The sequence below is a fragment of the Limnohabitans sp. genome (genome assembly GCF_023910625.1).
Taxonomy (GTDB): Bacteria; Pseudomonadota; Gammaproteobacteria; order Burkholderiales; family Burkholderiaceae_C; genus Limnohabitans_A.
On the sequence record NZ_JAAVVW010000002.1, the window covers coordinates 157255 to 181768 of the forward strand.

Here is a 24514-nt window from a genome sequence, read left to right on the forward strand (position 1 = left end):
GCAAAAAACGCACCGAAAGCCAAACATGAACAGCACCACCGCTTACGAACAACGCCGCAGCCAGATCGAGCACTACTTTGACCGCACCGCGGCCGATGCCTGGGCACGCCTGACCTCGAACGAGCCGGTGGGCCGCATCCGCGCCACCGTGCGCGCCGGGCGTGACACCATGCGCGAGACGCTGCTGTCGTGGCTGCCGCAAGACCTGCGCGGCAAGCGCGTGTTGGATGCCGGTTGCGGCACCGGAGCCCTGGCCCTGCAAGCGGCACTGCGCGGGGCCGAGGTGGTGGCGATTGATTTGTCGCCCACCTTGGTCAAGCTGGCTGCCGAACGCATGGCCGCCGAACACCCCACCCTGCCCGGCTCGGTGGAATTTTTGTCGGGCGACATGCTCAGCCCCGATTTGGGCCACTTTGACCATGTGGTCTGCATGGACTCGCTCATCCACTACGACAGCGACCAGATCGCCGAAGCTTTGGCCGGTTTGGCGCAGCGCACACGCGGCTCCATGGTTTTCACCTTTGCGCCGCGCACGCCCCTGTTGGCTCTGATGCACGGCGCGGGCCGCTTGTTTCCGCGCAGCGACCGCTCGCCCTCGCTCTCGCCCGTGGCACACGCTGACTTGCTGCAACGCATGCAAAACCACATCGATTTGCAGGGCTGGCAAGGCGCGCGCATGCAGCGCGTGGCCAGCGGTTTTTACACCTCACAAGCCTGGGAGTGGACCCGCGCATGAAACTGCACATCCCGGTCCCCCGCTGGCTGACGGCCTACGGCACGCGCTTCATGCCGTTTGCCGACGCGGCCTCGCCCGAACTGCCGATGGCGCGCCTGTTGCGCCTGTCGCTGTTCCAGGTGGTGATCGGCATGGTGACCGCTCTCTTGGTGGGCACGCTCAACCGGGTGATGATTGTCGAGCTGCAAGTGCCCGCTTGGTGGGTGGCGCTGGCTGTGGCCATTCCCATGGTGTTTGCCCCTCTGCGCACTTTGATCGGCTATCGCAGCGACACACACCCCTCGGCGCTGGGCCTGCGCCGCATTCCTTACATGTGGACCGGCACCTTGCTGCTGTTTGGCGGCCTGTCCATCATGCCCTTTGCCTTGTTGCTCTTGTCCGAGCCCGATGCCGCGAACCTGTGGGTAGGCCAGCTGGGCGCATGCCTGGCTTTTGTGCTGGTGGGCACCGGCATCCAGGTCACGCAAACTGCGGGCATGGCCTTGGCGCACGATTTGGCCACCGACGACAAGCGGCCCCGCGTGGTGGCACTGCTCTACAGCATGTTGCTGGTGGGCATGATCGTCAGCAGCGCGGTGTTTGGTTGGTTGCTCGCCGACTTCAGCCCGCAAAAACTCATTCAGCTGGTGCAAGGCTGCGCCGTGGTGGTGGCGGTGATGAACCTGACCGCCTTGTGGAAACAAGAGGCCCGTGGCGTCAAGCGCGGACGCCGCGAAGCCGGTGGCTTTGCCAGCAGCTGGCGCGAACTCATGGCCGAACCTCAGATGCGCCGCTTTTTGTGGACCTTGGGCATCGGCACCTTCGCCTTCAACATGCAAGACATCGTGCTGGAGCCCTACGCGGCAGAAATCCTGAAGCTCGATGTGGGTGCGACCAGCGCCCTCACGGGCCTGAGTGCCGGTGGCGCTTTGCTGGCTTTCTTGTTGTCGGCACGATGGTTGTCGGGTGGCATGCACGCCTGCCGCTTGGCCAGCCTGGGTGTGCTGCTGGGCTTGCCCGCATTTGCGATGGTGATTTTTTCGGGGCCGCTCGAAGCGGCCTGGATGTTTCGCATTGGCGTGGGCCTGATCGGTTTCAGCGGTGGTTTGTTTTCGGTGGGCATGCTGGTCACCGCCATGGGCATGGCCCAAGACGGCAGCCCGCTCGGCAAACTCGGCGGCCTGGTCATCGGCACCTGGGGCGCGGTGCAAGCCACCAGCGCGGGTGCAGCGATGGCTCTTGGCGGGGCTTTGCGCGACGGAGTGTCGGTGCTGGCCATGTCGGGCGCTTTGGGCGAGGTGCTGGTCACCCCCATCACCGCCTACAGCTTTGTCTACCACCTGGAAATGTATTTGTTGTTTGTCGTGCTGGTGGCCTTGGGCCCCATGTTGCGCGCCAGCCACTTGGAAGCCAGGGCCAAAGCCCAGAGTCCCAGCACCCCCTCAACCCCATTTGGCCTGGCACAACTGCCAGGCTGACGCACAGATTTTTTGAAGGAGCACAGCCATGGAAACAGGCGCTATCACACAGTACATCGATGTGGCCCAAATCGTGTTGTACATGTTCTGGGCATTCTTTGCGGGGCTGATTTATTACCTCTTGCGGGAAAACCACCGCGAGGGTTACCCCATGGATTCAGGCCGTGAAAATGGTCCCAAAATCGAAGGCTGGCCGCCCGTGCCCGAGCCCAAGGCCTTCAAGACCCAAGACGGTCACAGCTATTTGTCGCCTGACCTGGCCCGCCCTGACGGCAGCTACAGTGGCCAACCCACTCACGGCTGGAACGGTGCCCCCCTGGAGCCTGTGGGCGACCCCTTGCTCGCGGGCGTGGGGCCTGGTGCATGGGCCATGCGCGCCGACATTCCTGACGCTGACCCGCACGGTCAGCCCAAAATCGTGCCACTGCGTGTGGCCACCGACCACTCGGTCGCCAAGCAAGACGTCGACCCACGCGGTCTGCCAGTTTGGGGAGCAGACAAAGAGATCGCAGGCACCGTGGTCGAACTCTGGGTGGACCGCATGGAAATGATGTTCCGCTACGCTGAAGTGCAACTGGCAGGCTCCGACAAACGCGTCTTGCTGCCCATGACTTTTGCGCGCATCAAGAAAGATGGCACCCATGTGCAAGCCATCCTGGCGCACCAGTTTGCCAACGTGCCACAAACCAAGTCGAACGAACAGATCACCCTGCTCGAAGAAGAAAAGATCACGGCTTATTACGGTGCAGGCACCTTGTACGCGACGCCTGAGCGTCAGGAACCCATCATATGAAAGCCACCCACGAACACGAGTGGGAGGCCTCCCCCGGCCTGCCCAGCGCCCTGCCCAAGGGCGAGCGCGTGGTCTGGCAGGGCGCGCCCGACTGGAAACGCCTGGCCATCCACGCGTTTCATGTGCGCAAAATTGCGCTGTACTTCGCGCTGATGCTGGCCGTGCAAGTGATCAACCTGACGGCCCCCGAAAGCGGCACTGGCTGGAAGCCCCTGACAGAAGTCGACTGGAAACCCCTGGTTGTGGCCGCCAGCCTCTACGCCCTGGCCTTGGCCCTGCTCTTGGGCTCGGCCTGGATGTCGGCGCGCAGCACGCTCTACACCCTCACCAACAAGCGTGTGGTCATGCGCATCGGCATCGTGCTCACGCTGACCTTCAACCTGCCCTTCAAACGCATCGCAGGCGCTTCCCTGAAGACCCAAGGCGCAGGCACTGGCGACATCGCGCTGGCTTTGCACGCCGAAGACCGGATCGGCTGGTTCCACCTGTGGCCACACCAACGCGCCTGGCACATCACAAAACCGCAGCCCACTTTGCGCTGCGTGCCTGACAGCCAGCAAGTCGGCGAACTGCTGCTGGACCTGTGGCGTGCCGAGCGTTCGGGACAAAACTTGCAGCTGGGCGATGCGGCGGTCCCAAGCCACTCCTCGGCACCTCACCAAGGCATGCTGGCATGAACACCCTGCCCAAGCACGACTGGCAACCCAGCCGACCAGCCACTCATACCCAGGGCCTGAACCGGCCCATGGCCTGGATCGGGGTGATGCTGCTGGCCATGCTTGTGGCCGTGGGCCTGGCCCGCTGGTCGGGTCTGGACCCGCGCACGCCCGACGCCGCCGTGCAGTGGCAGCGCGACCTGCAATTCACAGACTTGCCGGGCGGCGACATCGCCGTGCTGGACCACCGCACCGGCCAAAAAGTGGCCGTGTTTTCTGGCGAGCAAGGTTTTTTGCGCAGCACCTTGCGCGCACTGGCCCGTGAACGCCAGCGCGAAAGTCTGGGCAAAGAAGCCCCCTTTTTATTGATCGGTCGCGCTGACGGCCGACTGACCCTGCAAGACCCCAGCACCGGCCAGCGCATTGACCTGGAGTCGTTTGGCCCCAGCAACGCGGCCGTGTTTGCCAGCCTGCGACTGGCAGGGCAAGACACCACGCCTACAAACGCGCCCCGCTGATCCAGACTGAACCCGCACCGGAGAACACCATGACCGCCACCGCTGTCCACACCATCGAAACCGCTGAAGACGCCAACAAAAAAGCCGTGCACGACGACATGATCAGCCCGCGCTTTTACACCACCGACTTTGCGGCCATGGACCGCATCAACATCGAGCCGGTGCGCGCCGAGTGGGACAAGATGATGGCCGAGTACGAGGGCGACAACAACCACGACCACTTCCAGCGCGACGAAGCCTTTGCAGGCGAAGTGGCAGCAGGCATGGCCAGCCTCTCTCCCGAGATGCGCCAGGAGTTCATGGACTTTTTGGTCAGCTCACTCACTTCGGAATTTTCTGGCTGTGTGCTCTACAACGAAATCCGCAAGAACGTCACCAACCCCGACATCAAGCAGCTGATGACCTATCTGGCCCGGGACGAATCGCGCCATGCGGGCTTCATCAACCTGTCGCTGCGCGACTTCAACCTGGGCATCGACCTGGGCAACTTGAAGCGCACCAAGAAATACACTTTCTTCAAGCCCAAATACATTTACTACGCGACCTACCTGTCCGAAAAAATCGGCTACGCGCGCTACATCACCATCTTCCGCCAGCTCGAAAAGCACCCCGAAAAACGCTTCCACCCCATCTTTCGCTGGTTTGAGTTGTGGTGCAACGACGAGTTCCGCCACGGCGAATCGTTTGCCCTGATCATGCGGGCCAACCCCAAGCTGCTGAGCGGCGGCAACAAGCTGTGGATTCGCTTCTTCTTGCTGGCTGTGTACGCTACCATGTACGTGCGCGACCACACCCGCCCCATGCTGCACGAGGCCATGGGACTCGACTCCAGCGAATACGACTACCAGGTGTTTCGCATCACCACCGAGATCACCAAGCAGGTGTTCCCTCTGGCGCTGGACACCGACCACCCTGACTTTCGCCGCGGCCTTGAGCGTCTGTTTGCCCTTTCACAAGCCATGGAAAAAGCCAAGGCACGCGGCGGCTTGGTGGGCAAGCTGCAGCAGAGCCTGTGCGCCATCAAGGCAGCAGCCACATTTGCGCGGCTGTACTTCATGCCCGTGATTGAGCAAGACCTGTCGCCCCAGGTCCGCATGGAACCGGCATGGTGACTGAAGTCATCTGGGCCTGCGTTTTCACGGCCCTGTGCTGGTGGCTCGGCACGGGTGTGATTTTGTGGCTCGACCGGCTGCCTGTGCGCAGCTTCCGTTTCAGCCTGGCGGGTTGGACGGTGCTTTTGGCTTTGAGTTTTTGGGGCGTGGCCCACAGCATGCAAGAGGTCAGCGTGTTCAACGCCTACCTCGCCTTTGGAAGTGTCATCCTCATGTGGGGCTGGCACGAATTGGCCTTTCTCACCGGCTGGATCACCGGCCCGCGCAAAACCCCGCTGGATGCGGGCACCACGGGTTGGCCACGATTTGTGCAGTCGGTGCAGGTCATGCTCTACCACGAGCTGGCCTTGCTGGCCAACTTTGCCGTACTGTGGTGGATGCAAGAGGGGCAAGCCAGCCATGTGGCCATTTGCACCTATGCGCTGCTGTGGTGCATGCGCCTGTCGGCCAAGCTCAATTTGTTTTTTGGCGTGCCGCAAAACGGCGCGCAATACCTGCCCACTCACCTGCAATACCTGGCCAGCTATTTCCGCACCCGCGACATGACGGCCTGGTTTGTGCTGTCCATGGGCGTGGCCATGGGCACCTGGTTCTGGCTGGTGTGGCTGGCGCAACAAGGGGCTGTGGCCATCACCACCGGCTGGGTCATGCTCGCCACGCTGCTGGGGCTGGCGATTGTGGAACACCTCATCATGATTTTTCCGTGGCCGCTGGAGCGGTTGTGGGGTTGGGCCATGGGCCAGACCACCAAACCGGCTTTGACCTCGCCCCCCTGAAGGCACCATGAACGCATACACCTCCGACGGCTTTACCCCACCCGGCAGCGCCCAGAGCCCCCCCCTCACAAGAGGCTCGCAGCGGCCCATGGCGGTGGTCATTGGCAGCGGCTTTGGCGGGCTGGCTGCGGCGATCCGGCTGAGCGTCAAGGGATATCAGGTCAAGGTCTTTGAAAAGCTCGACGCCCCCGGTGGCCGCGCCTATGTGCACCACCAGGACGGCTTCACCTTTGATGCAGGGCCCACCATCATCACCGCACCGTTTTTGCTCGAAGAACTCTGGGCCTTGTGCGGCAAGCGCTTTGCCGACGATGTGACGCTGGTGGCCATGGACCCCTTTTACCGCGTGCGGTTTTCTGATGGAACCTGGTTCGACTACAACGGCGACCCCGAACACATGCGCGCCGAAGTGGCGCGCTTTGAGCCGAACGACCTGCCTGGTTACGAACGCTTTTTAGCGGAAGCCGAGCGCTGCAAGACCCTGGGCTTTGAGGGCATGGGCGACATGGCCTTTGACAAGGTCAGCGATCTAGTGGCCGCCATCCCCGACTTCATGCGCATGGGCGCCTGGCGCAGCCTGTACAGCCTGGTGGCCAAACACATGCGCAACGACAAGCTGCGCACCGTGATGAGCTTTCACCCCTTGCTGATCGGCGGCAACCCCTTTGCCGTGACCTGTGCTTATGCGCTCATCAACTCACTGGAACGCACCTGGGGTGTTCACTCGGCCATGGGAGGCACCGGAGCCATCGTGCGCGGTCTGGTGGGCCTGCTGCAAGAGCGCGGTGTGCAACTGCGCTGCAATGCGCCCGTCACGCAAATCCGCATCGAAAACGGCCACGCCTGTGGCGTCGAATTGCAAAACGGCGAGTTCATCGCCGCCGACATCGTGGTGAGCAATGGCGACACCGCCTGGACTTATAAAAACCTGGTGGCACCAGAGCATCGCCGCGTCTGGACTGACCGCAAGATTGCTCAAGGTAAATACTCCATGGGCCTGTTCGTTTGGTACTTCGGCACCTCGCGCCAATACAAGGAAGTGCCGCACCACATGATGGTGCTGGGCCCACGCTACAAGGGCTTGCTGCAAGACATCTTCAAGAAACACAAACTGGCCGAAGACTTCAGCCTGTATTTGCACCGCCCCACCGCCACCGACCCATCGCTCGCGCCCGAGGGCTGCGACAGCTTTTATGTGCTCTCGCCCGTGCCGCACCTGGACAGCGGCACCGACTGGCCCGCCTTTGCCGAGACCTACCGCGCCGCCATTGCCGAAAGCCTGGAGGCCAGCGTACTGCCGGGTTTGCGCGAACACATCGTGACCAGCAAAGTCACCACGCCGCAAGATTTTCACGATAATTTGTGGTCCTACAAAGGCGCAGGCTTTGGCCTGGAGCCGCTGCTGCTGCAAAGCGCCTGGTTTCGCCCACACAACCGCAGTGAAGACATTCCCGGCCTGTTCGTGGTGGGGGCCAGTACGCATCCAGGTGCTGGCGTGCCCGGCGTATTGATGTCTGCCAAAGCTTTGGAAACGGTGGTCCCCCATGTCAACGCCTGAACACCCCACCTCAGCACTGGAGCAACCCGTGGCCCCACGCTCACCCGCCGAGCTGAACTTTGACTCGCAAGACCTGCAAGCTTGTGTGGCCATGATGCAAGGCGGCTCCAAAACCTTTTTTGCCGCCAGCCGCTTGCTGCCGCTCCGTGTGCGCACCGCTGCCATTGCGCTCTATGCCTTTTGCCGCGTGGCCGACGACCTGGTCGACGAAGCGGTGGCGGGTGACACACCGCTCGACGCGCTACAAAACCGCCTGGACGCGATTTATGCACTCACCCCGCACGATCACGTCGAAGACCACGCCCTGAGCCTGGTGGTACAGCAACACAAATTGCCGCGCCACCTGCTCGACGCACTGATCGAAGGCTTTGCCTGGGACGCTGGCGGTCGCACTTACGACAGCATCGAAGACCTGCACGCCTATGCCGCCAGAGTGGCCGGCAGCGTGGGCGCGATGATGAGCTGGATCATGGGACCGCAAAGCATGGATACGCTGGCCCGCGCTTGCGAGCTGGGCGTGGCCATGCAACTGACCAACATCGCCCGTGACGTGGGCCACGACGCCAGCATCGGGCGCCTGTACCTGCCGCGCCGCTGGCTGATCGAAGCGGGCGTCAACCCGGAAACCTGGAGCGCAGACCCCTGCTTCACCCCGGCCATTGCACAGGTCATTGAGCGCTTGCTGGAAGAAGCCGACCGCCTTTACAAACAAGCGCACTCGGGTATCGCCGCCTTGCCGCCTGACTGCCGCGCCGCCATTTGCGCGGCCAGCATGATCTACGCCGAGATTGGCCACCAACTGCGCCGGGAAGGCCTGGACTCGGTCAACAAACGCACCGTGGTCAGCACCACGCGCAAACTCATGCTGTTGGCCAGCGCCTGGACCCAGGTGCACTGGATCCGCGTGAGCGACCGCACCCCAGAGCCACTGGCGGCCATCGTTGGGCTGGTGCAAGGCTGCCAAGCTGCGACGCAGCAAACCGGCAACAAAGCCTACTTTCCCAACCGCGCCATGCCCCAGCGCGTGGCCTGGATGCTCAACCTGTTTGAGCGCCGCGAAACCGAGCGCCTGGACCGCAACGCGTTGCGCCAAACACCATGAGGGTGCCCAGCCACACCATCAACGTGCGGCTGCTGTACGTGAGCCGCGCCGTTGGCCCGCAAACCACCACCATGACGACGACCATCCTGGCACAAGCGCAAGCCCACAACCCCGTGCAGGGCATCACCGGCGTGTTGTGCCAAGGACAAGGTTTTTTCTTTCAGGTCCTCGAAGGCGAGCGCAGCCGCGTCAATGCCCTGTACCGCCGCATCAGCGCCGACATCCGCCACCGCGACGTGGAAATCCTGCACTACGAAGAAATCCACGAACGCCGCTTTGGCCAATGGTCCATGGCACTCGTGCACCTGTCGGTGGACGACCCCATGGTCCGGCTGCACCACCCCGACTTTGACCCCTATTCGGCCACTGGCGCGCAGGTCATGCAGCAGGTGATGGATTTGCTGGAGACCGGTCAGCCGATTCGGTTGCCTGCGGGTTGAGGCACCAGCCAACTCACATCTGATCAATCGCCGTATTCACCGACGGCGCTTCCCCCGCCTTGTCCGACAGTGAAAACCGGTCTTCGGTGCGGGTGTAAAAACTCGCACCAAATCGGGCCACCGGTTTGTAATCGCGCAGGTTGACACGCCAGGCTTCGGTGTCGATCAGCCCATCACGCGCAGCCAGCCACTGGATGCGGCCAATGAAAACGTAGCGGCTGGGAGTTTCGAGCTTTTCGTGCAGCACGCACTCAAACGCAATAGGCGCTTGCTGGATGCGCGGCGGAGCAACGGTGTGCGAGGGCACAGGCGTCAAGCCCACGGCGGTCAATTCGCTCACATCGGACGGCAATGATTCGCCGCAATCGTGCATCTTCTGCGCCATGGCTTCGTCAGACATGTGCACCACAAATTGGCCGTTGTGCAGGATGTTGGCGGCCGTATCCTTGAGCCGGCCGTCCTGCAGTCTGTTGATGCTGATCATCAGGATGGGCGGGTCTTCCCCGATCATGTTGAACATGGAGAACGGCGCCGCATTGACCACCCCATTAGCCCCTAGCGTGGTCACCAAAGCAATGGGGCGGGGCACGATCAGACTGGCCATGAGCTTGTAGCGCTGATAACTGCTGATCTGGTCAAAGTCGACTTCGGTCATTAAGGGGTTCCAGGAGATGCGGGTTGAGGGAGATGCAAACACAAAACGGCAGTTTCCAGTCTAGACCTTACCGGAAGCTGCCGCCTTGTGCTGGCATCAAAGCCTTGGCTGGCGCTCAGGCGATCACCTCGACCTTGGCGCGTTTGGCCACGGCTGTCCAGCTGCTGATTTGGGACTGGATGAGCTTGACGAAATCATCCCCCACCACCGGCTGCTTGCGAGGCAGAGTCTGCACCTCCTCCAGCCGTGCCATCACATCGGGCTTGGCCAGGATCTCTGGGATCAATGCGGTCAGGCGCTGTGCAATGGGCGTTGGCAGATTCTTGGGCGCAGACAGGCCCAACCACTGTGATCCCGTGAGTGAGCCATAGCCCAACTCGGCAAAAGTCGGTATGTTGGGAAATGCGGCCATCCGCTGAGGCGTTGACACGGCCAATGCGCGCAACGACCCGGCCTTGAGTTGGTTGACGTTAGTGGTGACAGGGTCAAACACGCCGTCGATCTGCCCACCCAGCAAGTCTTGCATGGCCGGTGCACTGCCTTGATAGGGCACATGATCGAGCTCGCTGGCCTTGCCCTCGATTTTCAGCAATTCGCCATACAGGTGGTTGGCAGAGCCAATGCCGGATGTGCCATAACGCATCGGTTTGGTTTTGGCGGCATTCACAAACTGCGCCAGGGTTTGGTAAGGCGATTGAGCCCGCACCAGCAGCAGCATGGGCGCTTCGACCAACATGCCCATGTGGGTGAAATCGTTGACCGGATCGAACGGCATGGTGCGTCGGGTGGCGGTGGCGTAGATATGCACCGAGGCGTGGCTGACCAGCAGGGTGTAACCATCGGCGGCCTGACGTGATGCGAATTCGGTGCCGATCAAACCACCCGCTCCTGCGCGGTTGTCCACCACCACAGTTTGAGACAAGGCCTGCGACAGGTGGGGCGCCATCATGCGGGCAACGGTGTCCACCAAGCCACCGGGCGGGTACTGGCAAATCAAACGAATCGGTCCTTTGCTGGGCCAAGCAGACGACTGGGCATGGACCCAAGGGGCAACCAATGTGGCCGCACCCACGGCCAGTAATTCACGACGTTTCATGGGGACTCCTAGAGCAAAGCAAAGTTAAAAAATGGCTTGGCCACTGGCCAGCGATGTGGCTACGCAGGAGTTGTGCCAACCCGGCCCGATAGATGCTTTCCAGCCCCCGCCGTCATCAACAATGCGCGAGCCGCACAGTCGAAATCCCAAAAACGCACCAAAAAAGGGCTTAATCGCAGACGCGCACTGTTTTAAATCGACCCCTTGCACTGATTTAAGGCAGTTCGCACACCGTTTGAGAAAGGAAAACCAGTCATGAGCATGCCAACTCCTCGCCGCTATTTGCTGATCAACCCCAACACCAATCCTTTGACCACACAGCGGCTGCAAGATGTCTTGCAGCCGCTGGTGCCGCCGGGCGTTCAGTTGGATGTGCACACCGCCAGCTTCGGTGCGAACTACATCGCCTGCGAAGCCAGCCATGTGGTGGCCGCGCATGCTTGCCTGGATGCGTGGGCAGCGCAGCGCAGCGTCGCGTCCGATCCATTGGATGGTGTGTTGATTGGCTGTTTTGGCGACCCGGGCTTGTTCGCGCTGCGCGAAGCCAGTGGCTGCCCGGTCACTGGCCTGGCTGAGGCCTCCTTCATTCAGGCCGCAGCGCACGGCCCCTTTGCCATCGTGACCGGTGGCGAACGCTGGAAGCCCATGCTGCACCGCTTGGCCGGCAGCCTGGGCTTTGGGCCACAACTGCGCCACATCGAAACCGTGGCCCCCACCGGTGCGGCACTCCAGGCTGATCCTGAGATGGCCATTCGCTGTTTGACGCAGGCTTGCCAGCAAGCGGCCCAGTCCGGTGTGGCCGCCATCATCCTGGGCGGCGCGGGTTTGGCTGGTTACGCCCGGCTGTTGCAGCCGCACATCGTGCTGCCCTTGATTGACAGTGCGCTGGCGGGCTTGGAAGTCATGCTTGGCCAAGGCACACCGCCAGCGCCCCACGACCAAGACGGATTTTTTGCGCAATGGCAGGGTATGCCCGATGCGTTCGGAAGCATTTCAAGAGAGGGTGTACAGAGTTTTGTGTAAACGGGGCTGCGATCATCCTAGAAAACGCAGTTGCCCGCTTTGACCCCGCTGGAAACCCTGATGTATCCTGAACTTTGTGAGCACGAAGACGCTCACCTTGTGGGTGACACCGCTACGCACCCGATGGCACAGCCCTGGGGGGCACTGGCGGCGTTGCTCGTCGTTCCAGGGGTGCAGCCTGCGGCCTCCTCGCGCCTGGCCATTGCCCCCCATGTCAGCACCCTCGGGCGCGTTCAACTGAGTTTTCTAGGATCATTCCTTGGGCATCCTGCCTTCGAACTGAATTTAGGACACCCTCACTTCACAAGGCCGGATCCATGAAGCCCGACGTGTGCGCCGTGCACCCACAAAAAAACCGCTTCGCCGCGGTCTTTTTGGGGTGTCAGGCTTCAGGCATCACTTGCGTGGGCCTTTGGGTCTGTTCAACCAATTGGCCACCATGAACAGGCAGAAAACCACGAACATGATGATGAGGATGTGTTTGATTTCCATGGTGAGTCCTTGAGTTGCGAGTTGATCTTGTGAACGACGTGGGAATAGATTATGCAGAGATGACAGGCTGGCGTACAGAGGGGGACTTTGAACGCATCAAAGGTCCCATGGCCCACAGGGTCAGCAACAGCAGGGCAATTTCGATCAGGTAAACGGCCGAATAACCCATGACGGGGCTGCTGATCAGCGCCACACCGTCACGCACCAAGCCGCCTGCGGCCATGCCCACACCAGCGGCCGTGGCCTGCACGGCCCCCCAGGCACCCATGGCCAAACCGATCTGGCCTGGTGGGGCCAGTTGCATGGAGGCGGTGAGGGTGCCGTGGGCAAACAAACCACCCCCCAAACCAATCAGGAAAATGCCCAGCACAAACAGCGCAGGCCAGACCAATGGGGCCGCCGCGATGATGGCCACAAAGGCGGGCAAACCGATCCAGGCGCCCCAGCCAGACATGCGGTAGGCGTCTGCGCCGCGCCCCAGCACGCGCGAGGCCCAGGCAAAGCCCAGCAGCCCCCCCAGCGCCAAGGTGGCCGAGAGCAAGGTGGTGCTGGACACGCTCATGTGCAAGATCTCGCCACCATAGGGTTCGAGCAACACGTCTTCCATGGTGAACGCCATGGTGCCCAGGCCCACTGCCAGCAGGCGGCGCAGTGTGTTGGGGCCTTGGCAAAACAGTTGCCAGGCTTGCGCGAATGTGTGCTCGATGGGCGTGCCGGGTTTGCGCAGACGGCTACGCGGCTCCTGCTTCCACAAGGCGATCACGTTCAGCACCAGCGTGGTCACGGCCACGGCTTGCACCACGCGAATCAGCTGGCCGGGGCTGTAGTCGTGCAGCAAAAACCCAAGTACCAGGGCGCTGCCGATCATGCCGATCAGCTGCATGACGTACATCAGGCCCACCACCTGGGGCTGACGCTCTGGCGGTGCCAAGTCGGTGGCCAGCGCCAGGCCTGCGGTTTGTACGGTGTGCATGCCCAGGCCCACCAACAGGAAGGCCCCTGCTGCTCCCACTTGTCCGACCCAGGCTGGGGCCTGGCTGGACTGGCCGGCACCGGCCAGCACCAGCAGTGCAAAGGGCATGATGGAAAAACCACCGAACTGCAGCAAGCTGCCCATCCAGATGTAGGGCACGCGCCGCCAGCCCAGTTGCGAGCGGTGGTTGTCGGAGCGAAAACCGATCAGGGCCCTCAAGGGCGCGATCAGCAAAGGCAGGGCCACCATGAAGGACACCAGCGTGGCCGAGACCTTGAGCTCGACGATCATCACGCGGTTGAGGGTACCCACCAGCATGACCATGGCCATGCCCACAGAAATTTGAAACAGCGATAAGCGCAGCAGACGCGACAGCGGCAAATCATCGCTGGCGGCGTCGGCAAATGGCAAAAAGCGCGGGCCCAGATTGGCCAGCGACTGCGTCCATGAAGTGTGTGTTTTTCTCATAAGAGAAGGACCAGGCGCTTGCGCGCCTGGCCTTTCGGCGGGACAAGCCCGTTACTTCTTCACTGCGGCATCCGCCGGGGCTGCGACGGCGACTTTGGCGCTGCCGTTGAGGAAGTCTTTCACCCAGGTGGTGTTCAGGGTGAGGGCCAGGTGCACGCTGAACGAGGCAATGGCCACGGCCGCAATGAACACCGGGATACCCACCGAAGGTTTCACCACCAACCACATTTTCGAGTAGATCATGTTGTGACTCCTTTACTTGAGCCAAGGTGAGTAGATGTAGGCCAGCAGATGGGCAAATGCGGCAATCATGCCGAATATCTGCGTGCCCTGGATGAGATTGCGGTGAATCTCTTCCGATTCGGCCTGGGTCAGTCCCGTTGGCCAGACTTTGTCTGAGTTAGACATAGTTTTCTCCTTGCAGAAGACGTGCACGGCCCGCACGAGGGCTATTCTTGGCCACCACGGCCAGGAATGGATTGGCCTTGATACACAACGCACGCAGGCCGTAGCCGGGTGGGTGAAGTGCAAGGCTGTTCATCTCAAGCCCGCCTGGGCATGCGCCAGGGCAGCATGGCTTGAACCACCGGTGACACCAAACGCGGCACCGACAGGGTTTCGTGAAAGGCGAGCAAGGACTCACCCGCGTGATCAAATTGCAGCAAGGCGCGCTGGTAAAACGGCGTGTCTTCGAGTTGCTCCTGCACCTTGACCGGGTGCTCGCTGCGCATCCGCCGTGCGATGCGCCAGCCGGTTTTGGACAAGGTCTGCACAGGTGGTGTCTCGATGGTCTCTACCGCACCTTGCGGCGTGAAGCGCAAGGACAGTGTGTGATCGGCCTGTCCTGGGGCTTGCATGTCATAAAACACCACTGTGCTGCCATCGCGCATGCGTGCCCGCGACCAGTCCCAGGTGTGAAAACCCCGATCGATCGGCTCGTCGCCTTCGTTCGAGTCGAGGTATGCGTGGCCTTTCCATTTCAGCTCGGGGGCACTCAAATCCACCTCGATGCGTGCTGACGGGGCCAAGGGCCCCCAACGGTGGCGTGCGGCCACGTCCAAGGGCGTGGAATATCCAAACAGCAGTTGCGGCCAGAGCTTGATGCGGCCCCGGATGCGGCGCGGCAAGGGCACACTGACTTCGTTGATGTCGATGTTCAGGCAATCGCCGTCCCAATGGAGTTGGCTCGGGCCAACCGTGAACTGCGATGCGTTGCGCGCACAGTGTCTGCGGCCGCGCTCGGTCATGCCCCAGCGGCCCTGACCTTTGCTGTAAATGGCCACATTCAGGGCGCAGTGGTCATCCGGGTCACCACGTCCGCGCCGCCGAGCCCAAGCGTAATAAGGCGAAAAAACGCTGCCCACAAAGGCAATCAGGGTGATGCCGTGTTGTCCACAATCACTCATGGCGTCGACATACCACCAAAGGTAGCCCCCTTCAGGAACGTGCTGGTCAAAGCGAGGCTGGCCATCACGGCCTCGGCCGCCCGTTGCCCGGACAGGGCCGCCATCGGCACGCCCGGCCCCGGGTGCACGCTGCCCCCCGCCAGATACAGGCCCGACAGGGGCGTGGCGGAGCCAGGTCGGCTGAAGATGCTGGTCCAGCCGTGAGTCGCCTGCCCGTACAGAGCTCCTGCGCTGGCCGGAAAGCGCCGATGGAAATCCTGCGGTGTGGTCCGGATGCTGTTGCTGGGAGTCGGGCGCAGTTGCAGTCCCAGTTGGTTCAGGTGCTGAAAGGTGTGGGTTTGGCATTGCTCTATAGCCTCCTCGGTGATGCCGTTGCCATCACCGCAGGCGGGGGCGTTGACCAAACAAAAAATACGCTCGGCTTGTCCAGCATCCATATCGGCTGGGCGGTCTTGGGCACACACGTAAACCGTCGGCTTGTTCGGCAGACGCCGGCGCTTGAAAATGTCGTCGAACTCGCTGGCGTAGCTGCTTTGAAAGAACACGTTGTGGCGGTCCAGTGCCACGCCCTGCACAGGCGTGTGCATAGACCAGGTGACAGCCGACAGGGAGCGCGGCGGGGCGTCCTGAGGCACCGCACGGCGCACATCATCACCCAGCAGGCCTTGGCGCAAGGCGGCGGCGTCGCCATTGAAGATCACACGGTCAGCAGGCAAAAATTCGCCGGACTGCAGGTGCACTCCGCATACCCGGCCCTGCCGCTGCTCGATGCGCTGACAAGTGCTGCGGTAGCGGAAAACCGCCCCACGGCGGCGCGCCACACGGGCCAGTGCCTTGGCCATGCCCACCATGCCGCCTTCGACCGACCACACCCCGTCCATCTCGACCTGGGCAATCAGCATGAGGGTGGCGGGTGACTGCCAAGGCGAAGAGCCGCAATACGTGGCATAGCGTGCAAACAACTGGCGCAGACGCGGATCGGTGAATTGATGACCCAGTTGTTGCCACAGGCTGCGCATGGGTCCCAGTTGGGCCAACACGCCCAAGCCTTTGAGACCCAAGTCGCCCATGAAACCGGCCATGCTGGGGCGCTGGGCACAGATCATGGGGCCTTCGAGCGTGGCGTAAAGCTGGCGTGTGGTTTTGCAAAAATCACGAAAGCGTCGTGCCTCGTCACCGCCCGACCAGGCGGCAATGGCGGCTTCGCTCTCTTTCGGGTTGGCCGACAAATCGAGCTGGCTGCCATCGGGCCAAAAATGACGCGCCAGCACGTTCAGCGGCGTGACCTTCATCTCGGCTTCGACGCTGGTGCCCACACTGTGCAGCAAAGCATCCAGCACCCACCGCATGGTGAACACGGTGGGACCGCTGTCAATGCTGGTCCCCATGACCTCGCGGCTGTGGACCTTGCCGCCAGGGCCGTCAGCGGTTTCGACCACGGTCACGTCGAGCCCTTGGTTGGCCAACAGGATGGCGCTGCACAAACCGCCCATGCCTGCACCCACTATGACCACTTGGTGTTCAGACATTGCTGGGCTCCAACGCGGGTTTGCCCAACACGGGGGGCAGTGCCTGCGGCAAACGAAGCGCTGGGGTCTCGTAACGGCGTCCCAGCCACTGCCCGGCCATGTGCAGCACCTGCATGCGGACAAACAGCGACTCCGAAAAAAACTGGTGTTTGTAAGCGGCGGCACTGGCCACCTGATGTGCACCCTGTTGGGCGTATTGCAGCATGGCCGACGTGTCTTGCCACAAGCTGAAAGTGCATTGCCTGACCAGCGGTGCCTCGCCCAAGCCCATGGCCAGCAAACAGCCCGGTGCTTTCGACAAATCGGCTTGTGTGGCCGGCGCATAACGCCAAAAAGCCATGGCTTTGCTGGGCACGATGCTGGCGCGTGTCAACACAGCAAAGGGGGTCTTGCGGGCGGCTTCATCGCCCATGCCTGCGCCCAAAGCCACTGGGCTGGTGGCCTGCCAGGCTTGCTTGTCCCAATGGCCCCGAGCCGATTGCACCGACATGATGCCGATCCAGCACTCGCGCGCGCGGCTCCGGTAGGCCTCAACAGCGGGACTGTCCAGAAACTGCAGGGCTAAATCCAGATGGGTGAAGGTACAGATCAGGCCCTGGTGGGTGGCACTGGGGCGCAGACTGAAACCGCCTCCGTGGCCACTGCCCATGACCTTGGCCATGGTCAGCCCCGGTACCTCTTTGTAGGGGCTGGCACCTGCCACCAGGCGCAACCAGCCCCAGCCCTGGTGCTGACGCAAAAAGTCGGCCAGCAACACCACCACCACGCCGGACAGCGGGTCATGAAACGTTGAGCTGACTTCCATGACGGGCGTCCGGCAATGGGCCCGTGAGGCTACTTGGCCGCAACTTTGGCAGCGGCCAAAGCGGGTTTGAGCAACTCGGGATAGTCTTTGGCCATGGGAGCACCATTGAGGGGTTTGTAAGCCCCCTGGTGACAGGTTGCGCAGTTCATCTTGGCCACATCCCCCGTGGGGCCCTTGCGGTGAGCGGGGAAGACTTCGGTCAAAGGTTCCATGAAGGTCAGGTTCAGGTCGCGCGCCATGCGGATACCATGCCAAGCCGTCACACGCTGTGGGGGGCTGATTTCCCAATTCTGGAATGACTGTGTGTTGTGGCAATAGGTGCAGTTCACGCCCAGCGCTGTCGACATGTGGGTCATCAGGCCATAGGTCCACTCGGCCTGCTTGATCGACTGCCGGTTGCCAGAGGGCAGCGCTGTGGGGCCATTGACCCGGATGTTTTGCTTGTCCAGCAAAAACGGGGTGAAAGGGTCATTGGGCAGCGAGGACAGGTTGACCACGTTGGAGGGCTCGTTTTGTCCGGCTTTGTCGCCTATGAAATTGGAGCCTTGTGGTTGGGGGTCAGACTTGAACCAGATCGCGCTGGGCACCGGCTCACCCCGGTGGCAGGTGTAGCAGGTCACGCCGGTTTGGGCAACGTGCGGCTGCCAGTCGGCGTTGATGTGTTGTGTCATCTCCACCATGCGACGTGCCACCACCTTGGTGTACTTGCTGTCGTCTTCAAAATTGGGCAAGGCGTGGCAATAAGCGCAGCCTTCGTTGGGGGCCACCCAGTTGGTCATCGAGACCATCAGGCGGTTGAATTCGCCCACACTCAAGTTGCCCAGCACCTTGACATTTTTGTACACCTTCGAGGCCTTGGGACCCTCTGATCCAGGAGAGGGAATGACCGCAGGTGGCTGGTTCTTGTCGGTTTTGACTTCGAGCAAGCGGGCGTTGTAGACCTGCGCCATGCCGGTACCCCGATAGCCGCTTTGCACCGATTCGGGAATCGGCCTTTCGCAACCGGCCAACACCAGACCCGCCAGCAACAACCCCAGGCCCTTGAGCCATCGGCTGCCCCTTGTCGCGCAATTGGGTGTGTTCGTGCTCATGGCTTGCCTCCAGTGCTCAGCGTGGGATCAACCACCGCCGGAAAAATCTCGGGATAAGGGGGTGCCACGCCATGCTTGATGGCCCACAGGTACCAGTTGTCCACCACCGTGCCGGTGAGCAAGATGCCAATGCCGCCCGTGATGGGACACAGCACGGCAAACCACCAGGCCCAACGGTGGATCGATTCCATGGTGGCGTTGAAGCCCATGGTCCAGCGCCAGAACAAGGCTGCGCGCTCGGAGGCGGTGCCCCGATCGGTGATCTGCTCGATCTCGCGCTCACCACCGTAACGTGTCACGGCCAGGATGGTGGCACCGTGCATGGCAAACAACAGGGCAGAGCCATAGAGGAACACGATGGAAAGCGCGTGGAAGGGGTTATAGAACAAGTTGCCGTAGCGCAACGAGAAGGCCGCCGTCCAGTCCAGGTGGGAAAAGATGCCGTAGGGCACGGCCTCACCCCATGAACCCATCAGGATGGGGCGGAACAAACCCAGCACCAAAAACAACCAAATGGCCGCGGCAAATGCCCAAGCAATGTGCAGGCCCATGCCCAGTTCGACCGCGCGGCGGTAAGTGCGGGCCCACCAGAACATGATGGAAGCAGTGAGGAACAGGCCCACGATCAGGAACCAGCCGCCCTGGTTGAGCGGGGGCATGCTCAAGCCATAACTTGGCGGTGGTGGCTCCAGCGACAGCCAGAACAACTGGCGCACGAACTGGATCGGGTCGTAGTTGACCGAGGCCAGCATGTTCATGCCGATCAGGGTAAAGGCGATCAAGCCGCACACGAGCGAGGCCAAGCCCAGCCCCCCCAGGTAAATCGGACCCAATTGGGCGTTGCCCAGCTTGCCGATCCAGTAATTGATCACGGGTTGCCCGGTGCGCGGACTGTTGCCGTGACCCAGCTCCACTCCGTGGTGGACCGGACCCACAGCTTGCACCGTGGTGAACAGGTTTTGATAGTCGGCCATTTGCGGTACTCCTCAAATCTTCAGGTTCGGACGGGTTGAGCCATCCGACTCAAACGGGCCACTGGGACCAGATCGGCAGGTTCAGCCACCAACTCCACCACTCGGGCCAGCCACGGCTCCAGAAGGGGCCACTGAGCACGATGCACAGCGCGCTGAACAAGACAGCCGCCAGCGCCAGAAACAGGCCAACCCGGTGGATGCCCAATGTGCCCACCGAATAACCGATGAAATCCCGGAAAAAGGTGTCCTCATGCTCTGGGGTTTTGACCACTTGTCCAGGCTGTGGATTGGTGGAAGAAAGCACCAGCCCTCCGTGCAAGGACAAGGCAAAAACGCTGGCAAAGAAGAAACTCACGGCGATCATGTGCGCCGGGTTGTAATGAAAGTGCAGGTACTGGTAGCCCACGTTCGAGACCCAGTCCAGGTGGCTGAAAATGCCATACGGAAAGCCGTGGCCCCATGCCCCCATGAGCACAGGACGGATCACCACCAAGGTGAAGTACGCAGAGATCGCCACCCCAAAAGCCACAGGCACATGAAAGCCCATGCCCAGCTTGCGGCAGATTTCGACCTCGCGCATCATCCACGAGCCAAAGGCGCCAAGGGCACACACCGTGATGAGCTGCCACAGGCCGCCTTCCATCAGGGGCGCAAAACGCAAGCCGTACGACAAATCAGGCGGTGCGATGCTGATTTGCCAAATGTTCCAGGTCGGGCCTTGTGAGGCACCCCACAAAATGAGCGCCGTGCCCAGGAACGAAAAGAAGAGGGTTGTGACGCCGAAGAAACCGACGTAAAAAGGTCCGACCCAAAAATCGAACAAATCACCACCCAGCAGGGTACCACCGCGAACACGGTACTTTTTCTCAAAATTCAGCATGGCCATGGTTGGGTCCTCCTGCTTCAGTGGATGAACAGGTGCTGCATTGAATCGGCTTCAATGACAGCACCTGGACGACAAGCCCTGGATCAGGACTTGGGTGCGGGCAGCGATGCCACCGAAGCGGGCAGCGGCGAGTTTTGCGCCGATGCTGCTACAGGCTTTTTCGCGCCGTCGAGCCAGTTGAATTTGTTGGTGCTGAGCAAGATGAGGTGAATCATCGCGGCCAGGCCAAACAAGAAAATACCCTGCAGCACCATGGCACGCAAAGGGTCGTAAAGTCGCCAAATTCTCCACATGGTGAATCTCCTAAATGATGTGGGACATGAAGGTGTACACCGCAGCTTTCACCCCCTGACTCATGCTTTTGGCATCTTCTGCACCGGGCAACAAATCGCGCCAATGAACGCCGACCAGCTTGGCCAGAACGACGACCACAAACAGACAAGCGAAACCAATGAGGAAGATGGACCAATACGCCGGTGACTCATCCGCACGCGAATGGTCCTCGTTGAGGTGGGTGGTGTTTTGCATGACAGTGACTCCGTCAATCGATGGTTAAAAAAACAGGCTCTGAATCAGAACCAGGGACGCCACGCCCAGACCAGGATGTGGGCCAGCACAGCAACTGCTGTAAAGCCCACGGTGCCCTGCATCCAGTAGTGGTGGAACTCCTGGGCTTCCTCATCGGTGAGTCCGGAAATTGATGTCTTGGTGGACATGTTTTGCTCCTGTTAACGAGGCCTTGCGACCCGGGTTGCGCACAGCCCGCGCAGATGGGCATCCGCAGCCAACGGCCACGACATCCTGGGCAAGGCACCGAGCATTGCGGCCCCTGCTGTTGTGTGTGTGCGGGTATGTGAGCTCATGCTGCCACCCCCAGTCCCAGTTCGCGGCTGGCCGCGTTCACATGGGCCTCAGTCACTTCGTTTTGGCCTTGTGCCTGCGACAGTTGCTCGGCCTGATCGCGCAAACGCTTGGCCGCAGAAATCTGCACCAGCACCGGTTGGCTTTGCACCACATCGCGCAAACGCTGTTGGGCCGGCTCTTGCCAGCTCGCGTTGGGAGCGATCACGCCCCGCGCCTGCGTGGCTTCGACCTTGTCCATGTCGGTGCCCAAGGGCAAGATGTGGAACAACGCATCAAACAGTGCGTTGCACACCTCTTGCACCACATAGCTGGCACCGCTGTAACCCATGAAGGGGGTGCCGGTGTGGCGGCGGATGATGGCACCGGGAAATGACGCCGGAATGAAGGCCGCGCGCATCGGGCTGCCACCCGAGATCTCGCTCAGGTACATGCGTTCGTTGTAGCTGCCGAACATGATCAGCGGCGTCTGGGTTTTGACCATTTCACGCACGTTGGCGTTGTCGGTTTTGGTGCCTGCGGTGCGTGACACGCTGAAGCGACAGGGCAAACCCATTTCGGTTTCTAGGAAGTTTTTGAGGCCGCGCGAATAGGTTTCACCGGCCACCACGGCAAAACTGGCAGTGGCAAAAAAGTCTTGTGTGACCGAGCGCCACAGGTCCCACATGGGTTTGAGGGTGGTGTGTTTTTCCCGCTCAATGAAGGGCTCGGGATCGAGGTGCAGCAGTTGGCCAAGTTTGCGCAGGAAGTTGGTGGTGCTGTGCAGACCAATCGGTGCTTGCAGGTAGGGTCGCTCCAGCGACTCGCAAAGCATGCGACCAAATTCGCGGTACATGCAGATGTTCACATCGGCTTCGACCAGTCGAGATACATCGGCCAAGTGGCTGCCCAACGGAAAGACCATGTTGACCTCGGCCCCGATGCCTTGCACCAGTCGGCGAATTTCGGCCAAGTCGCTGGCACTGTTGAAGGTGCCGTAGCACGGTCCAATGATGTTGACACGAGGTTTTTCGCCCTCCGGGCGATCAGCAAAGGGTTTGCGTGCAGGCACTTTACGCAGACCGTATTCGCTCCACAGCCAGTACATGGCGCGGTTGGCACATTGCCACTGGTCTTCGTCGATGGTGCGCGGCAAAAAGCGGGCGATGTTGGTGCCCTCGGGCGTCACGCCGCCGCCAATCATCTCGGCGATCGAGCCGGTCACCACCACAGCGGGCAACTCAGGGTCGAGTGTGGCGTGGGCTCGCTTCATGGCACCTTCGGTTCCTTCGCGGCCAAGCTGTTCTTCGGCGAGACCGGTCACCACAATCGGCAACTCGTGGGGGGGCAGCGCATCGGTGTAATGCAATACCGAGGTCACCGGCAGGTTTTCGCAACCCACCGGACCATCGATCACCACTTGCAAACCCTTGATGGCGGTGAACACATACACCGCGCCCCAGTAGCCGCCTGCGCGGTCATGGTCAAGGATGAGCGGTGACTTGGGCGTGGCCGTGGTGGGTGTGGTTGGAGACGTTTGGTTCATGAACCCATCTCCTCGGCTTTGCGTTTTTTCAGCAACTTTTCAATTTGGCGACGGGTTTCGGCCTTGAACTCGGGACGGTCTTTGGGCACCGACTCCCACACCCCTGCGGCGTGGCCAGCGCCCACATCACCAAAAAAATCCTTCATGGCGTCAAAGCGAGCCTGGTTGCCCATGGCCGCTTGCACCACTTGCACCAGAGAACCCGCACCGGCTACACCCATCAAGGGACGCGCTGAAATCAGATTGGTGAAATACAAGGAGGGCACGCTGTTTTGCTTGGCGATCTGCACCACCGGCGTGGTGCCAATGGCCAGTTGTGGCCGGTACTCGTACATGGCATTGAGGTCTTGCTCCAGCGAGGCGCGCATTTGCACCTGCACGCCTTTGGCTTTGAGCCATGCAATGTCGTGCGCATTCCACTCGGTCGCAGGGCAGGCCGAGCCCACATAGCGCACGTCGGCACCGCACTCGATGAGCAAGCGGCCCACCAGCAATTCGGAGCCTTCATAGCCGCTCAAGGTGATGCGGCCTGCTATCGGTTTTTGCATCAAGAGGCCGCGCATTTGCGTGAGCGCCTGGTTGCGCGCCAAGTCGATCTGCGACTGGGCGATGCCTGCGGCCTGGCCAATGTTTTGCAGCCAGTCTTGCGTGCCTTCGAGGCCCACCGGGGCCGAACCCACCACGGGGCGACCAGCGGCCTTGAACTCGCGCACGCTGGCGGTGTAAAACGGATGGATGGCAGCGGCCACTGAGCAGTCGAGCGCGGCATACAGCTCGCGCCATTCGCGGGTGGGCACCACCGGGCCTGCAGCCAAGCCCATGGGGGCCAGCATCTGACCGATGATGACCGGGTCAGCCGGGAACATCTCGCCGAGCAAAGCCACTGTGGGCAACGCCCCTCGGCCTGCGCGGGGAGCGGCCACCGGGCCGCTCATGATTTCCTCGCGGGCGTACTTGAGCATGGCTCCGGCCAGCACGTCTTTGGCCTCGGCATGGGTGGGCACACCAAAGCCCGGCACATCGATGCCGATGATGCGCACGCCATTGATCTCTTTGGGCAACAGCTGCAGTGGCACACCGCTGGCTGTGGGCACACACAGGTTGATGATGACGACGGTGTCGACCTTGTCGGGGTCGGCCTCGGCATGGACCGCTTCGCGGATGTCCTCGAACAGCTTGCCGGTGACGAGTGACTCGGAGTTGAAGGGCACATAACCCACGCTGCGACGCGCACCATAAAAATGCGAGGTGAAGGTCAGGCCATACACGCAGCAGGCCGAACCTGACAGCACGGTGGCCGTGCGCTTCATGCGCAAACCCACGCGCAGAGAACCAAAAGCCGGGCACATGCTTTGGGGCTGGTCGTGCGGGCCAGCATCGGGCTGGCGCGGGTAGTCGCGGGCGTATTGGTCGAGCACTTCGGATTTGCCCGCCTCTTTGGCAGCAGCCACCATGGCTTCGGTGCCCGCGTGGCAGCCCAGGCCATCGCCCTGCAGGCCGGCCGTGTTCGCAGCTTTCGGACTGGGGTGGATCGGGATGGTGCGTGTCATGGCCTGTTCCTGTGGGTATGTCGGCGACGGCA

27 protein-coding genes are annotated in these 24514 nt (G+C 61.5%); 11 read left to right on the forward strand and 16 right to left on the reverse strand.

The genetic code is table 11. The annotated features are described in order from the left end of the window. Positions 1–25: 25 nt before the first annotated feature. From bchM to HEQ17_RS00895, 10 genes are read left to right on the forward strand one after another with little or no spacing between them, the layout of a single operon-like run. Entirely contained in the window at positions 26–736 is a 711-nt protein-coding gene (bchM, locus tag HEQ17_RS00850; RefSeq protein WP_296290821.1) for a magnesium protoporphyrin IX methyltransferase, read from the forward strand. Then, complete coding sequence (locus tag HEQ17_RS00855; RefSeq protein WP_296290822.1) at positions 733–2193, forward strand: BCD family MFS transporter; 1461 nt, start codon at positions 733–735, stop codon at positions 2191–2193. The genes bchM and HEQ17_RS00855 overlap by 4 nt, the downstream gene beginning before the upstream one ends. Before the next feature lie 28 nt (positions 2194–2221). Then, complete coding sequence (gene puhA, locus HEQ17_RS00860; RefSeq protein WP_296290823.1) at positions 2222–2986, forward strand: photosynthetic reaction center subunit H; 765 nt, start codon at positions 2222–2224, stop codon at positions 2984–2986. After that, positions 2983–3663 (forward strand): photosynthetic complex putative assembly protein PuhB, encoded by a 681-nt coding sequence (puhB, locus tag HEQ17_RS00865; protein WP_296290824.1) that lies wholly within the window; start codon positions 2983–2985, stop codon positions 3661–3663. Before puhA ends, puhB begins: the two co-directional genes overlap by 4 nt. After that, positions 3660–4160, forward strand: coding sequence for a photosynthetic complex assembly protein PuhC (gene puhC, locus HEQ17_RS00870; protein WP_296290825.1), 501 nt, complete (start codon positions 3660–3662; stop codon positions 4158–4160). Before puhB ends, puhC begins: the two co-directional genes overlap by 4 nt. Positions 4161–4189: 29 nt before the next feature. Next, complete coding sequence (gene acsF / locus HEQ17_RS00875; protein ID WP_296290826.1) at positions 4190–5272, forward strand: magnesium-protoporphyrin IX monomethyl ester (oxidative) cyclase; 1083 nt, start codon at positions 4190–4192, stop codon at positions 5270–5272. Further along, positions 5266–6048 carry a putative photosynthetic complex assembly protein PuhE gene (gene puhE, locus HEQ17_RS00880; RefSeq protein WP_296290827.1) on the forward strand — a complete coding sequence of 261 codons (783 nt, stop codon included), beginning with the start codon at positions 5266–5268 and terminating at the stop codon, positions 6046–6048. Before acsF ends, puhE begins: the two co-directional genes overlap by 7 nt. A gap of 7 nt (positions 6049–6055) precedes the next feature. Further along, positions 6056–7606, forward strand: a complete 1551-nt coding sequence (locus HEQ17_RS00885; protein WP_296290828.1) for a phytoene desaturase — start codon at positions 6056–6058, stop codon at positions 7604–7606. Continuing rightward, positions 7593–8708 carry a phytoene/squalene synthase family protein gene (locus tag HEQ17_RS00890; protein ID WP_296290829.1) on the forward strand — a complete coding sequence of 372 codons (1116 nt, stop codon included), beginning with the start codon at positions 7593–7595 and terminating at the stop codon, positions 8706–8708. The genes HEQ17_RS00885 and HEQ17_RS00890 overlap by 14 nt, the downstream gene beginning before the upstream one ends. Continuing rightward, complete coding sequence (locus HEQ17_RS00895; protein ID WP_296290830.1) at positions 8705–9148, forward strand: BLUF domain-containing protein; 444 nt, start codon at positions 8705–8707, stop codon at positions 9146–9148. Before HEQ17_RS00890 ends, HEQ17_RS00895 begins: the two co-directional genes overlap by 4 nt. A gap of 13 nt (positions 9149–9161) precedes the next feature. Here the strand turns inward: HEQ17_RS00895 and HEQ17_RS00900 are convergent, their stop codons facing one another. Further along, positions 9162–9803 (reverse strand): flavin reductase family protein, encoded by a 642-nt coding sequence (locus HEQ17_RS00900; RefSeq protein WP_296290831.1) that lies wholly within the window; start codon positions 9801–9803, stop codon positions 9162–9164. Positions 9804–9918: 115 nt separating this feature from the next. Continuing rightward, positions 9919–10899 carry a tripartite tricarboxylate transporter substrate binding protein gene (locus HEQ17_RS00905; RefSeq protein ID WP_296290832.1) on the reverse strand — a complete coding sequence of 327 codons (981 nt, stop codon included), beginning with the start codon at positions 10897–10899 and terminating at the stop codon, positions 9919–9921. A gap of 255 nt (positions 10900–11154) precedes the next feature. On the opposite strand from HEQ17_RS00905, the gene HEQ17_RS00910 reads away from it, so the two are divergent. Further along, the gene (locus HEQ17_RS00910; protein WP_366937996.1) at positions 11155–11922 is read left to right on the forward strand and encodes an aspartate/glutamate racemase family protein; all 768 of its coding nucleotides are present in this window, start codon (positions 11155–11157) and stop codon (positions 11920–11922) included. A 541-nt stretch (positions 11923–12463) separates the two neighbouring features. Here HEQ17_RS00910 and HEQ17_RS00915 read toward each other — a convergent pair. The 14 genes from HEQ17_RS00915 to bchY form a co-directional block, all read right to left on the reverse strand. Then, positions 12464–13855 (reverse strand): PucC family protein, encoded by a 1392-nt coding sequence (locus HEQ17_RS00915; protein WP_296290833.1) that lies wholly within the window; start codon positions 13853–13855, stop codon positions 12464–12466. Positions 13856–13906: 51 nt separating this feature from the next. Next, entirely contained in the window at positions 13907–14098 is a 192-nt protein-coding gene (locus tag HEQ17_RS00920) for a light-harvesting protein (protein ID WP_296290834.1), read from the reverse strand. 12 nt (positions 14099–14110) lie between these two features. Continuing rightward, complete coding sequence (gene pufB / locus HEQ17_RS00925; RefSeq protein WP_026039355.1) at positions 14111–14263, reverse strand: light-harvesting antenna LH1, beta subunit; 153 nt, start codon at positions 14261–14263, stop codon at positions 14111–14113. Positions 14264–14397: 134 nt separating this feature from the next. Continuing rightward, positions 14398–15261 (reverse strand): carotenoid 1,2-hydratase, encoded by an 864-nt coding sequence (locus tag HEQ17_RS00930; protein WP_296290835.1) that lies wholly within the window; start codon positions 15259–15261, stop codon positions 14398–14400. Continuing rightward, on the reverse strand, positions 15258–16790 hold the full coding sequence (crtD, locus tag HEQ17_RS00935) for a 1-hydroxycarotenoid 3,4-desaturase CrtD (RefSeq protein ID WP_296290836.1): 1533 nt from the start codon (positions 16788–16790) through the stop codon (positions 15258–15260). Before crtD ends, HEQ17_RS00930 begins: the two co-directional genes overlap by 4 nt. Beyond that, positions 16783–17595, reverse strand: coding sequence for a hypothetical protein (locus HEQ17_RS00940; protein WP_296290837.1), 813 nt, complete (start codon positions 17593–17595; stop codon positions 16783–16785). Before HEQ17_RS00940 ends, crtD begins: the two co-directional genes overlap by 8 nt. 29 nt (positions 17596–17624) lie before the next feature. After that, the gene (gene pufC / locus HEQ17_RS00945; RefSeq protein WP_296290838.1) at positions 17625–18686 is read right to left on the reverse strand and encodes a photosynthetic reaction center cytochrome PufC; all 1062 of its coding nucleotides are present in this window, start codon (positions 18684–18686) and stop codon (positions 17625–17627) included. Further along, on the reverse strand, positions 18683–19660 hold the full coding sequence (gene pufM, locus HEQ17_RS00950) for a photosynthetic reaction center subunit M (protein ID WP_296290839.1): 978 nt from the start codon (positions 19658–19660) through the stop codon (positions 18683–18685). Before pufM ends, pufC begins: the two co-directional genes overlap by 4 nt. A 49-nt stretch (positions 19661–19709) precedes the next feature. Beyond that, on the reverse strand, positions 19710–20546 hold the full coding sequence (gene pufL / locus HEQ17_RS00955; RefSeq protein ID WP_296290840.1) for a photosynthetic reaction center subunit L: 837 nt from the start codon (positions 20544–20546) through the stop codon (positions 19710–19712). 83 nt (positions 20547–20629) lie between these two features. Next, positions 20630–20839, reverse strand: coding sequence for a light-harvesting antenna LH1, alpha subunit (pufA, locus tag HEQ17_RS00960; RefSeq protein WP_296290841.1), 210 nt, complete (start codon positions 20837–20839; stop codon positions 20630–20632). Positions 20840–20849: 10 nt separating this feature from the next. Continuing rightward, positions 20850–21074, reverse strand: coding sequence for a hypothetical protein (locus tag HEQ17_RS00965; RefSeq protein ID WP_296290842.1), 225 nt, complete (start codon positions 21072–21074; stop codon positions 20850–20852). A 44-nt stretch (positions 21075–21118) separates the two neighbouring features. Next, entirely contained in the window at positions 21119–21262 is a 144-nt protein-coding gene (pufB, locus tag HEQ17_RS00970) for a light-harvesting antenna LH1, beta subunit (RefSeq protein ID WP_019425952.1), read from the reverse strand. A gap of 143 nt (positions 21263–21405) precedes the next feature. Next, positions 21406–22932 carry a chlorophyllide a reductase subunit Z gene (gene bchZ / locus HEQ17_RS00975; RefSeq protein ID WP_296290843.1) on the reverse strand — a complete coding sequence of 509 codons (1527 nt, stop codon included), beginning with the start codon at positions 22930–22932 and terminating at the stop codon, positions 21406–21408. Further along, complete coding sequence (bchY, locus tag HEQ17_RS00980; protein ID WP_296290844.1) at positions 22929–24482, reverse strand: chlorophyllide a reductase subunit Y; 1554 nt, start codon at positions 24480–24482, stop codon at positions 22929–22931. Before bchY ends, bchZ begins: the two co-directional genes overlap by 4 nt. Positions 24483–24514 lie beyond the last annotated feature (32 nt).